16 protein-coding genes are annotated in these 13,045 nt (G+C 72.3%); 8 read left to right on the top strand and 8 right to left on the bottom strand.

Annotated features, from left to right (window positions below; translation table 11 throughout):
• Positions 1 to 263: 263 nt before the first annotated feature.
• The gene (locus tag IE274_RS01230) at positions 264 to 1,025 is read left to right on the top strand and encodes a FadR/GntR family transcriptional regulator (RefSeq protein ID WP_229909164.1); all 762 of its coding nucleotides are present in this window, start codon (positions 264 to 266) and stop codon (positions 1,023 to 1,025) included.
• Positions 1,022 to 2,959 carry a beta-galactosidase gene (locus IE274_RS01225; protein WP_190113639.1) on the top strand — a complete coding sequence of 646 codons (1,938 nt, stop codon included), beginning with the start codon at positions 1,022 to 1,024 and terminating at the stop codon, positions 2,957 to 2,959. The genes IE274_RS01230 and IE274_RS01225 overlap by 4 nt, the downstream gene beginning before the upstream one ends.
• On the opposite strand, the gene IE274_RS01220 is transcribed toward IE274_RS01225, so the two are convergent.
• Positions 2,908 to 3,786 carry an NAD(P)H-binding protein gene (locus IE274_RS01220; protein WP_190113638.1) on the bottom strand — a complete coding sequence of 293 codons (879 nt, stop codon included), beginning with the start codon at positions 3,784 to 3,786 and terminating at the stop codon, positions 2,908 to 2,910. The two genes, IE274_RS01225 and IE274_RS01220, sit on opposite strands and share 52 nt — an antisense overlap.
• Positions 3,779 to 4,192, bottom strand: a complete 414-nt coding sequence (locus IE274_RS01215) for a nuclear transport factor 2 family protein (protein WP_190113637.1) — start codon at positions 4,190 to 4,192, stop codon at positions 3,779 to 3,781. Before IE274_RS01215 ends, IE274_RS01220 begins: the two co-directional genes overlap by 8 nt.
• Positions 4,193 to 4,334: 142 nt before the next feature.
• Between IE274_RS01215 and IE274_RS01210 the strand changes: the two genes are divergently transcribed.
• From IE274_RS01210 to IE274_RS01200, 3 genes are all read left to right on the top strand, one after another.
• On the top strand, positions 4,335 to 4,961 hold the full coding sequence (locus IE274_RS01210; protein ID WP_190113636.1) for a TetR/AcrR family transcriptional regulator: 627 nt from the start codon (positions 4,335 to 4,337) through the stop codon (positions 4,959 to 4,961).
• A 230-nt stretch (positions 4,962 to 5,191) separates the two neighbouring features.
• The gene (locus tag IE274_RS01205) at positions 5,192 to 6,145 is read left to right on the top strand and encodes an ornithine cyclodeaminase family protein (RefSeq protein ID WP_190113635.1); all 954 of its coding nucleotides are present in this window, start codon (positions 5,192 to 5,194) and stop codon (positions 6,143 to 6,145) included.
• A gap of 79 nt (positions 6,146 to 6,224) precedes the next feature.
• The gene (locus tag IE274_RS01200) at positions 6,225 to 6,824 is read left to right on the top strand and encodes a hypothetical protein (RefSeq protein ID WP_190113634.1); all 600 of its coding nucleotides are present in this window, start codon (positions 6,225 to 6,227) and stop codon (positions 6,822 to 6,824) included.
• On the opposite strand, the gene IE274_RS01195 is transcribed toward IE274_RS01200, so the two are convergent.
• Both IE274_RS01195 and IE274_RS01190 read right to left on the bottom strand, forming a co-directional pair.
• On the bottom strand, positions 6,784 to 7,086 hold the full coding sequence (locus tag IE274_RS01195) for a DUF397 domain-containing protein (RefSeq protein ID WP_190113633.1): 303 nt from the start codon (positions 7,084 to 7,086) through the stop codon (positions 6,784 to 6,786). The two genes, IE274_RS01200 and IE274_RS01195, sit on opposite strands and share 41 nt — an antisense overlap.
• The gene (locus tag IE274_RS01190; RefSeq protein WP_190113632.1) at positions 7,068 to 7,910 is read right to left on the bottom strand and encodes a helix-turn-helix domain-containing protein; all 843 of its coding nucleotides are present in this window, start codon (positions 7,908 to 7,910) and stop codon (positions 7,068 to 7,070) included. Before IE274_RS01190 ends, IE274_RS01195 begins: the two co-directional genes overlap by 19 nt.
• Positions 7,911 to 8,184: 274 nt before the next feature.
• Here IE274_RS01190 and IE274_RS01185 point away from each other — a divergent pair, with 274 nt between their 5' ends.
• Positions 8,185 to 8,400 carry a hypothetical protein gene (locus IE274_RS01185; protein ID WP_190113631.1) on the top strand — a complete coding sequence of 72 codons (216 nt, stop codon included), beginning with the start codon at positions 8,185 to 8,187 and terminating at the stop codon, positions 8,398 to 8,400.
• Between the two features lie 271 nt (positions 8,401 to 8,671).
• Here IE274_RS01185 and IE274_RS01180 read toward each other — a convergent pair whose 3' ends face one another.
• Positions 8,672 to 9,022: a DUF6247 family protein gene (locus tag IE274_RS01180; RefSeq protein WP_190113630.1), complete on the bottom strand. Its 351-nt coding sequence runs from the start codon at positions 9,020 to 9,022 to the stop codon at positions 8,672 to 8,674.
• Between the two features lie 148 nt (positions 9,023 to 9,170).
• Here IE274_RS01180 and recO point away from each other — a divergent pair, with 148 nt between their 5' ends.
• Positions 9,171 to 9,920 carry a DNA repair protein RecO gene (gene recO, locus IE274_RS01175; RefSeq protein WP_190113629.1) on the top strand — a complete coding sequence of 250 codons (750 nt, stop codon included), beginning with the start codon at positions 9,171 to 9,173 and terminating at the stop codon, positions 9,918 to 9,920.
• 35 nt (positions 9,921 to 9,955) lie between these two features.
• Positions 9,956 to 10,777: an isoprenyl transferase gene (locus IE274_RS01170; protein WP_190114074.1), complete on the top strand. Its 822-nt coding sequence runs from the start codon at positions 9,956 to 9,958 to the stop codon at positions 10,775 to 10,777.
• A 61-nt stretch (positions 10,778 to 10,838) separates the two neighbouring features.
• On the opposite strand, the gene IE274_RS01165 is transcribed toward IE274_RS01170, so the two are convergent.
• The 3 genes from IE274_RS01165 to IE274_RS01155 all read right to left on the bottom strand — a co-directional run bounded on the left by IE274_RS01165 (position 10,839) and on the right by IE274_RS01155 (position 13,041).
• The gene (locus tag IE274_RS01165) at positions 10,839 to 11,258 is read right to left on the bottom strand and encodes a Fur family transcriptional regulator (protein ID WP_190113628.1); all 420 of its coding nucleotides are present in this window, start codon (positions 11,256 to 11,258) and stop codon (positions 10,839 to 10,841) included.
• A 103-nt stretch (positions 11,259 to 11,361) separates the two neighbouring features.
• Positions 11,362 to 12,255 carry a metal ABC transporter permease gene (locus IE274_RS01160; RefSeq protein ID WP_190113627.1) on the bottom strand — a complete coding sequence of 298 codons (894 nt, stop codon included), beginning with the start codon at positions 12,253 to 12,255 and terminating at the stop codon, positions 11,362 to 11,364.
• Between the two features lie 9 nt (positions 12,256 to 12,264).
• The gene (locus IE274_RS01155; RefSeq protein WP_190113626.1) at positions 12,265 to 13,041 is read right to left on the bottom strand and encodes a metal ABC transporter ATP-binding protein; all 777 of its coding nucleotides are present in this window, start codon (positions 13,039 to 13,041) and stop codon (positions 12,265 to 12,267) included.
• Positions 13,042 to 13,045: the final 4 nt, after the last annotated feature.

Raw genomic sequence — 13,045 nt, 5'->3', positions numbered from 1 at the left:
AAGGAGTGGGGAGGCCTGCTCCCCAAGGGCCGGGTGAGAGGAGGGTGCGGTGCTTCCGGTGGGAGATCCCACGTCCTACGTCATGCTGGCGTGGCGACCATAAGAGGGCCGCGAGTGCCGGTCAAGAGAACGCGCACGGATCAGAACCCGCTGTTCCCGGATCGGAATTGAGTGCGCCTCAGCCCGGCTCCGCACCCGATCGGCGGCTTTGCGGGCGGAAGTCTCGTCCGGAGGTGGGACGTGGGATGTCATCCGTGCCTACGATGTGGCGCATGCCTCAGGAGCCCATCCGTGAACGACCCGGGTCCGCGCGGCGGCGCCCCGGTGAACGGCGTGTGAGCGGCCAGGTCCAGCGCGAGGTGACACAGCTGATCCTGGACCGGCGGCTGCGCCCCGGCGCCCTGCTGCCGACCGAGGCCGAGCTGATGGCGGAGCTGGGCGTCAGCCGGAACTCCGTACGCGAGGCGTTGAAGGCGCTGCAGGCCCTCGACATCGTGGAGATCCGGCACGGCTACGGCACCTACGTCGGCCAGGCCTCGCTGACCCCTCTCGCCGACGGCCTGACCTTCCGCACCCTGGTCCAGCTCGCCGACGACACGCACGCCCTCGCCGAGATCCTGCAGGTCCGCGCGGTCCTGGAGGAGGGTCTCGTGCGTGCGGTCGCGGCGGTGCTCACCGATGCCGAGCTGACCGGCCTGGAGGATCTGGTGCGGCGCATGGAGGTGTCGGCGGCGGCCGGGGAGGCCTTCCCCGACCTGGACCGCGAGTTCCACGAGGCGCTGTACCGGCCGCTCGGCAACGCGCTCGTGCCGCAGCTGCTCGGCGCGTTCTGGAACGTCTTCCACCGGGTCGCGGGCGTCCGCGGCTGGTCGCGGGATCCGGCGCCCGACGTCACCGTACGCAGGCACCGCGACATAGTGGCGGCGCTGCGCGCGGGCGACGTGGGCGCGGCACAGCGGGCGATGGCGGACCACTTCCGCGGCATCGAGGCGCGGGCGGGGCAGGAATCGAGAGGCGTGGGATGAGCCCGGACACGACCGGCGGCGGCAACGGGGACCCGGCGGACACCGGCGGCCTGGACCGCTTCTACGGCAAGCTGCCCTCCCTCGCGTACGGCGGCGACTACAACCCCGAGCAGTGGGGCCCCGACGTGCACGCCGAGGACAGGGAGCTGATGCGCGCGGCGGGCGTGAACCTGGTGACGCTCGGCATCTTCGGCTGGGCCACCACCGAACCGACCCCCGGCGCCTACGACTTCACCTGGCTGGACGCGCACCTGGACCGCCTCGCCGACGCGGGCGTCGCCGTCTGCCTGGCCACGATGACGGCGTCCCCGCCCCCGTGGCTGGCCCGCCTGCACCCCGGGACGCTCCCCGTCATGGCGGACGGCACCCGCCTGCACCCCGGCTCCCGCCAGCACTGGTGCCCCTCCAGCCCGGTCTTCCGCAGCCACGCGGTGCGCCTGACGGAACGCCTCGCCACCCGGTACGCGGACCATCCGGCGCTCGCCCTGTGGCACATCGGCAACGAGTACGGCTGCCACATCTCACGCCACTGCCACTGCGAGGTGTCCACGGCGGCGTTCCGCGACTGGCTGCGCGGGCGGTACGGGACCCTCGACGCCCTGAACGACGCCTGGTCGACGACGTTCTGGTCGCAGCGCTACAGCGCCTGGGAGGAGATCCACACCCCGCGCGCGGCCCCCTCCTTCCGCAACCCGGCGCAGCGCGCGGACTTCTGGCGGTTCTCCTCCGACGAACTCCTCGCCTGCTACCTGGCGGAGAAGGACGTCCTCGCCCGCGTCACCCCGCACACCCCCGTGACCACGAACTTCGTCCCGGTCGCCAAGACCCTCGACCTGTTCCGCTGGGCACCGCACCTGGACGTCGTCTCGTACGACTCCTATCCCGACCCGCACGACCCGGACGCCGCCCAGCGCACCGCCTTCTCCTACGACGTGATGCGCGGCCTCAGGGCCGGACAGCCCTGGCTGCTCCTCGAACAGGCCCCCTCGGCCGTCAACTGGCGGGCCCACAACGGCCGCAAGCCGCCCGGACGGATGCGCCAGGACAGCTGGCAGGCGGTGGCGCACGGCGCGGACGCGGTGCTGTTCTTCCAGTGGCGCCAGTCGCGCGGCGGCGCCGAGAAGTTCCACTCGGCGATGGTGCCGCACGCGGGCCGCGAGACGCGCACGTTCCGCGAGGTGACGGAGCTCGGCGCCGAACTCGCCGCGCACCCCGACCTGTTGAGGTCACGGCCCGACCGGGCGGACGCGGCCCTCCTCCTCGACTGGCCCAACTGGTGGGCCCTGGAGACGGACGCGCACCCGGCCCGCATCGACTACCTGGACGGGGCGCTCGCCCACCACAAGGCGCTGTACGACGCGTCGGTGGCGTGCGACGTGGTGCCGGTCGACGGGGACCTGACGGCGTACCGGCTGCTGCTCGTGCCGCATCTGTACGCGATGTCGCTCGACACGGCCGCGCGCCTCACCGACTACGTGCGCGACGGCGGCACGCTCGTCGTGTCGTACTTCTCCGGCATCACCGACGAACACGACCGCGTGCACCTGGGCGGCTATCCGGGACCGCTCCGCGAGGTCCTCGGCCTGACCGTCGAGGAGTTCGACCCCCGTCCGGACGGCACCTGGGCGGAGGAGATCCGCCTGGAGGGCGCCGAGCGTATCCTCGCGCGCGACGACGGCGGCCCCGCCGTGACCCGCCACCCCTACGGCCGGGGCACCGCCTGGTACCTGGGCCTCAGCCCCGACCCCGAGACGATGCGCGAACTGCTCGACCGGGTGCGGGCGGAAGCCGGGGTGTCGCCCGTGGTGGCGGGCCTGCCGGAGGGGGTGCAGGTGCGGACGCGGGTGACGGCGGCGGGGGAGCGGGTCCGGCTGCGCCTCGATCACCGCGACGGGTCGGTGACGGTCGAGCGCGACCAGACGTCCCGGCAGTAGTCCGCGAAGGCGCGCGGCGCCCGGTTGGTGAGGCGCGCCACGGTGTCCGTGACGCGGTCCTCGGCGCCGCCGCGGATGCTGTCGTCGAGCGCGGCGAGGATGCGGGCGAACCCGGCGGGGATGCCGAGTTCCGTGAGCCGGGCGGCGAGCCGGTCGGCCGACACGGGGTGATGGGTGACGGTCCGCCCGGTGGCGCGGGTGAGGATCGCCGCCACCTCGTCGTACGTCAGCGCCTCCGGGCCGGTGATCACCAGGTCGTGCTCGGGGGCGGGGAGGGCGGTGAGGGCGTGCACGGCCACCGCCGCGATGTCGTCGGCGTCGACGAAGGGCACCCGGCCGGTGCCGGTGGCGGTCGTCAGGACGCCGTCGGTGCGGACGCTCTCGGCGTGCAGGTGGCCGGCGGTGAAGTTCTGCATGAACCAGGACGGGCGCAGGACGGCCCACTCCTCGAAAAGACCTTCCTCGGCGAGGAGTTGATGGACCTGCCCGAGGGCGGGGCCGCCCGCCTCGATGGCCGACGAACTCAGCAGGGCCACCCGGCGCACGCCCGCCGCGCGGGCCCGGCGCAGGAACGGCAGCATGACGGCGGCCGGGTCGGGGTCGCCGACCGGCGCCACCAGGTAGACGCGGTCGGCCCCGTGCAGGGCGGGCGCGTGCGTCGCCTCGTCGTACCAGTCGAAGCGGACCGCGCGGGCCCCCGGGTGCGGGGTGCGGGCCGAGCGGCTCGCGGCGCGCACGGTGTGGCCGAGGGCGACGAGGCGGGCGGTGACGCGGCTGCCGGTGGTGCCGCCGGCGCCGGTGACCAGGATGGTGTGTCGCTCAGGCACCGACTGCCTCCTGGAGGGCACCGGGGATGTCCAACGGGTTCCAGTAGTCGCGGTAGTGCGTGAAGCGGCCGTCCTCGGCGGTGATCACGGCGATGTACGTCATGTCGAAGGGCGCGTTTGTCGCGGTGGCGCGGCCCGTCGCGCGCATCTCGACCACGATCGTCTCCGGGGCGGCCGTCTCGTGGATCACCAGGTGCGGGAAGTCCTGGTACGCGATGTTCTCGCCGAGGCCGCGCAGGTAGGCGCTGATCGCGGTGCGGCCCTCGACGCGGCGCGGGTAGCCCGCCGGGGCGAAGGGGAACTCGGCGACGCCGTCCTCGGCGAACAGGTCGGCCCAGCTCGTGACGTCGTCGGCGAGGAGGAGCCGGATGCCTTCGCGGAACAGGTCGGAAGGGGTGGTGGGCATGGTGGGGTGCCGTCCTTTACGATTCGGACTGCCGGTCCGGTTGACGGTTCGACGATACGGACCGCTGGTCCGCTTTGTAAAGGGCTCCCGAAGGCCCCGTACGAGAGGGCGGTGTGCCCATGCCTGAGATGACGGTGTCCCCATGACCGAGCGCAAGGCGCGCGCCGACGCGGCGCGCAACCGCGAGGCCGTACTCGCCGCCGCCGACGAGTTGTTCGCGCGCAGCGACAGCCCGCGCGGTGTGTCCATGGAGCAGGTCGCGGCCGCGGCGGGCGTCGGCAAGGGCACCCTGTTCCGCCGCTTCGGCGACCGCACCGGCCTGATCCGCGCGGTGTTCGCGGCCCGCAGCGAGGCGGTGCGCGCCGCCGTCGAGTCCGGACCGCCGCCGCTCGGCCCCACTGCCCCCGCCCGCGACCGGGTGCCCGCCCTCCTCGATGCCCTTCTCGGCTTCAAGCTGGACAACCGCCATCTGTCGGTCGCCCTGGAGGACGCGGGTTCAGGCAGCCCTTACGCGGCGGAGCACTACGGGTGGTGGCACGGCGTCGTACGCGACGCCCTCGCGGAGGTGGAGGCGGTGCCCGACCCCGCCTTCGCGGCGCACGCGCTGCTCGCTGCGGTGCGGGCGGACCTCGTCGAGCATCTGGTGGCGGTGGAGGGGATGTCGGGGGAGGAGATCCGGGGGCGGTTGGGGGAGTACGTGGGGAAGGTGCTCGATCAGGACAGTTCCTGTCCGGGTCAGGGCGGGTGCGGGGCGAGCGCCACTCGCTGACCGGCCCGAGCGGCGGGTGGCTCAGCGGATCGTCGGCCTCGACTCCCGCGCCGGCGCCACTGCGAGGGCCCGGAGGATGCGTACCTCCGGGTTGTCGTCGTCCGAGCGGACCGCGAGGTAGGTGGGGTGGGCGGTGCCCGCGGTGGTTGAGAGGGGTGCTGTGGGTGGTTGGGGTGGGGTGGTGTTGGCGTGGTCCAGGGGTGTGGGTGGGCGGGTGGCACGATCGGGGCATGACGCGTCTGCTGACCCACAGCGATCTCCTCGCCCTCCTCGACCCCGCCGCGTGTCTCGACGTGCTCGCGGAGGGGTTCCGCACGGCGGACGAGGTGTCGATCGCCGGGCAGCGGGTGCGTACGGACCTGCCGTTTCCCGGTACGGCGACGGCGCTCGTCCCCGGCCTGCTGCCCGGTGTGGAGGCGTACACCGTGAAGGTCAACGCCAAGTTCCCGGCCGCGCGGCCCGCGTTGCGCGGGGTGATCTGCCTGTACAGCGGCGTGGACGGCGAGTTGCTGGCGCTGCTCGACTCGGCCACGGTCACCGCCTGGCGCACCGGGTTGGCCGCCGCCCTCGGTACGCACGCCCTCGCCGCCCCCGACCCCGCGGGCACCGCCGTGCTCGGGGTGGTCGGCGCGGGCGCGCAGGCGGAACTGATGGTGCGCGGCCTGCGGGCGCTGCGCCGCTTCAGTGCCCTTGCTGTGTACGACACGGACGCGGACCGCGCCGCCGACTTCGCCGCCCGCCACGACGGCCGGGTGTCCGGGGCCGCCGCCGACGTCGCCGCCCAGGCCGACGTGGTCCTCCTCGCCACCTGGTCCCGCACCCCCCTCCTCGGCCTCGCCGACACCCGCCCCGGCCAGCACCTCACCACCCTCGGCGCCGACGAACCCGGCAAGCAGGAGCTGGCCGCCGACCTCCTGGAGAACGCCCTCCTCGTCGTCGACGACCGCGAACTGGCCGCATCCATGGGCGCGTTGGCCGCCGCGGGGCTGCCCGCCGCCGCGGCCGACGCCACCCTCGGCGAGGTCCTGCGCGGCGAGCACCCCGGCCGCGCGGGCGCCCCCGCGACCACCCGCACGGTGTACGCGCCCGTCGGTCTTCCCTGGCAGGACCTCGCCCTGGCCCGGCTCGCCCACCAGGAGGCGGAGCGGCGCGGCCTCGGCGGCGCCGTGGACCTCCTGGGCTGATCCCCGGTCCGCCGCGCGGCGGAGGCGCTTCGTCCCGGTGGGCGATCCGGGGGTGGGGCGTGATCGCGAGGCTGGTCGCATGACGACCGACACCCGTACCGAACTCCCGCCCGCGCCAGGCAGGTTGCGTTCCTGCTGGGCCGCCGCCCACGCCCGCGCCGACGGCGTCCCCCAGTGGGCGTGGCTGGCGGCGCTCGCCGTCCCGCTGACCGTGCTGCCTTCGGGCATCTGGCGCATCGCGGGCTGGTTCCTCGACGAGAGCAGCCACGGGAAGGGGGGTGACCTCCCGGCGTGGGTGCCGGGATGGTCCTACATGCTGTTCCTGTCCCTCGTCTCCGAGCTGCTCGCCTTCACGGCGGTGGGGCTCGTCACGCGGTGGGGCGAGGTGTTCCCGCGCTGGGTGCCGTTCCTGCGGGGGCGCCGGGTGCCGACGAGGGCGGCGGTCGTCGCGGCGGCGATCGGCGCCCTGCTCGTCACGGTGCTGTGGACGGGCGCGTTCGTGTCGGAGGCGGCGGGGGTGACGATCACGGGGGAGCCGCTTTCCGACGACTACCCGACGCGGCAGGGCCCGTGGCAGGCCGCGGCCCTGTACGTGAGTTACGCTCCGCTGTTGCTGTGGGGGCCCTTGCTGGGGGCGGTCACCTGGGCGTACTGGCGTCGCCGCCGCACACAGAGGTGAGGAAGGTGGTCCAGGCGGGGGCGCCTATGAGGACGACGGGGCCGCCGTCGGGACCCGCCTTGCTGTCCCGGACGGGCACGACCCCGGGGAGCCCGTCGGCGACTTCGACGCAGTCCTCCCCGCCGCTGCCTCCGCTGTAGCTGCTCTTGCGCCAGCGGGCGGCGCCTGGGAAATCGTGCGCGACTTCGACGCAGTTGCCGCCTTCACCGTTGCTGTGACTGCTCTTGCGCCAGCGGGCGTTGCTCAGGTCGTACTCGCGCATCGTCTGAAGTCCTCAGCCGCCGACTCGATCCGGGCGAGGGACACCCCCGGCGACAGCGCAGTGCCCCTGAGCAGATCGTATGCTCGCTGTGCACGCTTCACCACAGCCGGATCGTCCAGCAGTTCGCCCCAAAACGACGTCTCTGTATAGGCGGTAGGCGGCGCGTCGTCGAACTCCATGAGCCGCAGGTCCCCTGCCATGGAGGCGCAGGCCCCTTCCACTCGCGGCACCACCATCACGAGCACCTTCCGCGCGCGTGCGAGCACGGTGATGTGCTCGAGTTGCTCCGCCATGGCGGCCGGGCCGCCCACCGGCACGCTCAGCACGTTCTGGTGCAGGATCACCCAATACACGGGCCTCGTAGCGTCCGCGAGAATGCGTTGCCGGTCCAGCCGGGCCGACACCATGTCTTCGACGTAGTCGTCGCTGACGAACGGGTCGGCCGCGAGGGTGACCGCCTTCGCGTAGGCGGCGGTCTGCAACAGCCCCGGGATCACCGTCGGCGCGAACTCGCAGATCTTGGTGGCCAGCGCCTCCAAGTCGGCGACGGCGGCGAAATAGTCGGCATACCGCTTGTCGTCGATCAGCTTGCGCCACATTCGCTCGAAAAAGCCCGCGGTTTGCAGGACCGCGTCAATCCGCTGGGCCACATCCAACTGCGGCTTACGAATGGCCTGTTCGAACTGGCCGATGTACCCGCCGGAGACGAAAACCCGCGCACCCAGCTCGACCTGCGTAAACGCGGCCTCCTCGCGCCGTCGCTTGAGCTCGGCGCCGAAGAACTCCCACGCGGCCTGCCGGGATCCATGAACACCTTTGGCCATGGATGAACTCCCCTCCTCAGCCGCGTACTTGTAGCGGACAGACTCCTGCCGAGTGTAGGCGGGCCGCGTCATCGTGGAGATGTGAAGCGTGAAATCCGATGGCAAAGGGGAGCCACGTGACGGCGATTAACGCCGCAGGCCACCGGCACTCTGCGGGTTGCCTCGAAGAGGTGGAGGAAACAGTGGAAGAATTGCGCGCCGCTCAGGGTCGGGCAGGAAATTCTTTGCCGAAAGCGACCGGTTGCGGGCAGGCGCGGCCGGGGGCGGTGACGGCATGAGGCTGCCGATCGGCACGTACGCGGTGGACACCAGGTCGGGCCGGGTGGGCCGGGTGATGGGCCACGAGGGCCCGTACGTACAACTGCGGCCGTACGGGGGCGGCCGGGAGTGGGACTGTGCTCCGGACGCGCTCAGGATGGCGACGAGCGCGGAGCGGCTGCGCGCGGCGACGGCGTACGCGAACGCCCGCAGCCGCGGCGAGGTGCCTTGACGCGCTGCGGGAGGGTCAGCCGTACCAGGTGATGTCGCAGACGTAGACGCACTCGTGGCGAGGGACGGGGAGGAAGCTGAGGAACCCGCGACCGCCCAGAATGTCGAACTCGCGCAGCCCGCCTTCTCGGCCGATCGGCCTGCCGACCCGGACGGTGTCTGGGCCGAGGACGGCGAGTTCGGTTACCAGGCGCTCGACCTAGGCGACCACGCCGGTGGTAGGCCTTCGGTGAGGTATTCCTCGCTCAGGTTCCAGCCCCAGGTCCAGTCGCTCACCGCAGCCCGGCCTCGGCTTCTGCGGCTTCCCGGATCCGGCGGATCTCCATCACGGCATCCGTCGGGTCCTGCTCGCCGTCGGCGATCAGGCGCTCCAGCGTCCGCAGCCGTGCCGCCTGCTGCGGATGCCGCTCGATCGCCACGAATACGGCCCAGGAGTGGATGAACGCCCGCAAAGGGGCGAGGCTCTGTGTCTGCTGGGCGTTCGTGGTCGCCTCGAAGAGGTGCTGGGTGAGCGCCGGGACGCGGCTGGGCGCGATTTTGGCCACCGCCGCACGCAGCGCGTCGGGCGTCAGCTCGGGCATCGGGATCAGCGGGCCGTACGAGCCGTCGGGTTGCGCGCTCACGGGGCCTCCGGTGCGGACAGGGGTGTCTTCGTACGCTACCGGCCCGCTGGAGAAAACCAGAGGAAACTGGCGGGCGACCGCGATGAACCGTGGCCCTCAGGGCTGAACCCGGGGTCGTCGCGGGCGCGCCGTACGCGAGAATGGCCCCATGAGCCTGTTCCGTGACGACGGTGTGGTGCTGCGCACCCAGAAGCTGGGTGAGGCGGACCGCATCATCACGCTGCTCACGCGCGGGCACGGACGCGTGCGGGCCGTGGCCCGGGGGGTGCGGCGGACGAAGTCCAAGTTCGGGGCGCGCCTGGAGCCCTTCTCGCACGTGGACGTGCAGTTCTTCGCGCGGGGCGGCGAACTGGTCGGCCGCGGGCTCCCGTTGTGCACGCAGAGTGAGACGATCGCTCCGTACGGTAGCGGAATCGTCACGGACTACGCCCGGTACACCGCCGGGACGGCCATGCTGGAGACCGCCGAGCGGTTCACCGATCATGAGGGCGAACCCGCCGTGCAGCAGTATCTGCTGCTCGTCGGCGGCCTGCGCACCCTCGCCCGCGGCGAGCACGAACCGCACCTCGTCCTCGACGCGTTCCTGCTCCGCTCCCTCGCCGTGAACGGCTACGCCCCCACGTTCAACGACTGCGCGAAGTGCGGCCTGCCCGGCCCCAACCGCTTCTTCTCCGTCGCCGCGGGCGGCTCGATTTGCGTCGACTGCCGGGTGCCGGGCAGCGTCGTGCCGTCGGCGGAGACCCTGACGCACCTCGGCGCGCTGCTGACCGGGGACTGGGCGACGGCCGACTCCTGCGAGGCCCGGCACGCCCGCGAGGGCAGCGGGCTCGTATCGGCCTACCTGCACTGGCACATGGAGCGCGGCCTGCGGTCGCTGCGGTACGTAGAGAAGAACTGACCGAGCTCAGCTAGGAGTGAGAGCCCCCGATGGCAGTGGCACGACGCGGAATCCTGGGACGGAGCCGCCGTGAGTACAAGGCGCCCGAGCCGCACCCCTCCGGCGCGCGCCCGCCGAAGATCCCCGGCGAGCTGGTCCCCAAGCACGTCGCCGTCGTCATGGACGGCAACGGCCGGTGGGCCAAGGACCGCGGCCTGCCGCGCACCGAGGGCCACAAGGTCGGCGAGGGCGTCGTCCTCGACGTCCTCAAGGGCTGCCTGGAGATGGGCGTCAAGAACCTCTCCCTGTACGCCTTCTCGACGGAGAACTGGAAGCGGTCCCCGGAGGAGGTCCGCTTCCTCATGAACTTCAACCGGGACGTCATCCGGCGGCGGCGCGACGAGATGAACGAGCTGGGCATCCGCATCCGCTGGGTGGGCCGCATGCCCAAGATGTGGAAGTCCGTCGTCCAGGAGCTCCAGATCGCCCAGGAGCAGACCGTCGAGAACGACGCCATGACGCTGTACTTCTGCGTCAACTACGGCGGCCGCGCCGAGATCGCCGACGCCGCGCAGGCCATCGCGCGGGACGTGGCGGCGGGCAGGCTCGACCCGGGCAAGGTGAACGAGAAGACCTTCGCCAAGTACATGTACTACCCGGACATGCCGGACGTGGACCTCTTCCTGCGCCCCAGCGGCGAGCAGCGCACGTCCAACTACCTGATCTGGCAGTCCAGCTACGCCGAGATGGTCTTCCAGGACGTCCTGTGGCCCGACTTCGACCGCCGCGACCTGTGGCGCGCCTGCCTGGAGTACGCCTCGCGCGACCGGCGTTTCGGCGGTGCGATTCCCAACGAGGAGCAGATCGCCAACAGCTAGGCGACGGGTACACGAAGGGGCCCGCACCGCCGGTCGGCGGTGCGGGCCCCTCGTACGCACGTCACTGCTTCTTGCTGGCGCAGTCCGCACAGGTGCCGAAGATCTCGACGGTGTGCGCCACGTTCACATACCCGTGCTCCGCGGCGATCGCCTCCGCCCACGTCTCCACCGCCGGGCCCTCGACCTCCACGGCCTTGCCGCAGACGCGGCAGACGAGATGGTGGTGGTGCTCGCCGGTCGAGCAGCGGCGGTAGACCGACTCGCCCTCGTTGGTGCGCAGCACGTCGACCTCGCCGGCGTCGGCGAGGGACTGGAGCGTGCGGTAGACGGTCGTCAGGCCCACGGAGTCGCCGCGGTGCTTGAGCATGTCGTGGAGCTCCTGCGCACTGCGGAACTCGTCCACCTCGTCGAGCGCGGCCGCCACAGCGGCGCGCTGCCGGGTGGACCGGCCTCGTACGGGGGGTCCCGCAGCGGTCGTCACAGGTGCCTCCTAGCACTCGTAAGGACTCGTCCGCACTTCGTAGCGCGTCGTCTCTCGCCCGGCCATTGTGCCAGGTCGCTGCCGGACGGTGACCAGAGTGATCTCAGACAGTGACCTCGTCCGCCGTGCCCCGCGCACCGGGCACGTCCGCCGTGCACGCCGCGTCCCGGGCCGCCGAGGCTCGTGCCCTCCGGCGGGCCAGCGGCGTCGCGAGCAGCGTGAGCACGATGAACACCCCGATCGTGAGGAGCACGATCGTCGCTCCGGGCGGCACGTCCTGGTAGTACGAGGTGACCGTGCCGCCGAGGGTCACGGAGATGCCGATGGCCACCGCGATCGCGAACGTCGCCGCGAAACTCCGGGTGAGCTGCTGCGCCGCCGCGACCGGCACCACCATGAGCGCCGACACCAGGAGCAGGCCCACGACCCGCATGGCGACGGTGACCGTGACCGCCGCCGTGACGGCCGTGAGGAGGTTCAGGGCCCGCACCGGCAGACCCGTCACACGCGCGAACTCCTCGTCCTGGCTCACCGCGAACAACTGGCGCCGCAGCCCGACCGTGACGAGCACCACGAACGCGGCCAGCAGACAGATCGCCGTCACGTCGTCGTCGGACACCGTCGACAGGGAGCCGAAGAGGTAGGAGCTCAGGTTGGCGTTCGAGCCGCCCGGCGCGATGTTGATCAGCATCACACCGCCCGCCATACCGCCGTAGAACAGCATCGCGAGGGCGATGTCGCCGCGCGTCTTGCCGTACCAGCGGATCAGCTCCATCGCGACAGCTCCGACCACCGCGACCGCCGTGGCCATCCACACCGGCGAGGTGGAGAGCAGGAAGCCGAGGCCGACACCCGTCATCGCGACATGGCCGATTCCATCACCCATGAGGGCCTGGCGGCGTTGCACCAGATAGATGCCGACCGCGGGCGCCGTGACGCCGACGAGGGCGGCGGCGAGCAGCGCCCGCTGCATGAACGCGTAGTTCAGGAATTCCATCGCCGGTCCTCAGGTGAGCAGGCCGGTGCGGACCGGGGCCGCGTCGGCGTCGTGCGGGTGGACGTGGTCGTGGCCGGGCAGCGCGTGCTGGCCGACGGCCTTGGGCGGCGGGCCGTCGTGCAGCACGCAGCCGTCGCGCAGCACCACCGCGCGGTCGATCAGCGGCTCCAAGGGGCCCAGCTCGTGCAGGACGAGGAGGACCGAGGCGCCCTGCTCGACCTGGTGGCGCAGGGTGGCCGCGAGGACCTCCTGGCTGGCCAGGTCCACGCCCGCCATCGGCTCGTCCATGATCAGCAGTTCGGGCTCGGAGACCAGGGCGCGGGCGATCAGGACCCGCTGGTGCTGGCCGCCGGAGAGGGCGCTCACGGAGTCCTTGGCGCGGTCCGCCATGCCGACCTGCTCCAGGGCGTCCGTCACCGCCGCGCGGTCGGCCTTGCGCAGCACGCCGAAGCGGGCCCGCGAGAGCCGCCCGGACGTGACGACCTCGGTGACCGTCGCCGGGACGCCGCCCGCGGCCGTGGTGCGCTGCGGGACGTAGCCCACCCGCGCCCAGTCCCTAAAGCGCCGCCGCGGCGTACCGAAGATCTCCACCGCGCCGCCGGTGACCGGGACCTGCCCGATGACCGTGCGCACGGCCGTGGACTTGCCGGAGCCGTTCGCGCCGAGCAGCGCGACCACCTCACCGCGCGCCACGGTGAGGTCGATGCCGCGGAGCACCGGGCGGCCGCCCAGCTCCGCCGTCACCGCGCGCAGGGATATGACGGGCTCGGTCCTGGCGTCGGCCATGGCG

This window comes from Streptomyces flavofungini, assembly GCF_014650815.1.
Classification (GTDB): domain Bacteria; phylum Actinomycetota; class Actinomycetes; order Streptomycetales; family Streptomycetaceae; genus Streptomyces; species Streptomyces flavofungini.
The sequence above is the reverse complement of the archived record's forward strand: the minus strand, read 5'-3'. Positions and strand labels throughout refer to the sequence as shown.

Coding starts and splice junctions, on each gene's coding strand:
- IE274_RS01230 (WP_229909164.1), top strand. CDS start 264: ATGTGGCGCATGCCTCAGGAGCCCATCCGTGAACGACCCGGGTCCGCG.
- IE274_RS01225 (WP_190113639.1), top strand. CDS start 1,022: ATGAGCCCGGACACGACCGGCGGCGGCAACGGGGACCCGGCGGACACC.
- IE274_RS01215 (WP_190113637.1), bottom strand. CDS start 4,192: ATGCCCACCACCCCTTCCGACCTGTTCCGCGAAGGCATCCGGCTCCTC.
- IE274_RS01210 (WP_190113636.1), top strand. CDS start 4,335: ATGACCGAGCGCAAGGCGCGCGCCGACGCGGCGCGCAACCGCGAGGCC.
- IE274_RS01205 (WP_190113635.1), top strand. CDS start 5,192: ATGACGCGTCTGCTGACCCACAGCGATCTCCTCGCCCTCCTCGACCCC.
- IE274_RS01200 (WP_190113634.1), top strand. CDS start 6,225: ATGACGACCGACACCCGTACCGAACTCCCGCCCGCGCCAGGCAGGTTG.
- IE274_RS01195 (WP_190113633.1), bottom strand. CDS start 7,086: ATGCGCGAGTACGACCTGAGCAACGCCCGCTGGCGCAAGAGCAGTCAC.
- IE274_RS01190 (WP_190113632.1), bottom strand. CDS start 7,910: ATGGCCAAAGGTGTTCATGGATCCCGGCAGGCCGCGTGGGAGTTCTTC.
- IE274_RS01185 (WP_190113631.1), top strand. CDS start 8,185: ATGAGGCTGCCGATCGGCACGTACGCGGTGGACACCAGGTCGGGCCGG.
- recO (WP_190113629.1), top strand. CDS start 9,171: ATGAGCCTGTTCCGTGACGACGGTGTGGTGCTGCGCACCCAGAAGCTG.
- IE274_RS01160 (WP_190113627.1), bottom strand. CDS start 12,255: ATGGAATTCCTGAACTACGCGTTCATGCAGCGGGCGCTGCTCGCCGCC.
- IE274_RS01155 (WP_190113626.1), bottom strand. CDS start 13,041: ATGGCCGACGCCAGGACCGAGCCCGTCATATCCCTGCGCGCGGTGACG.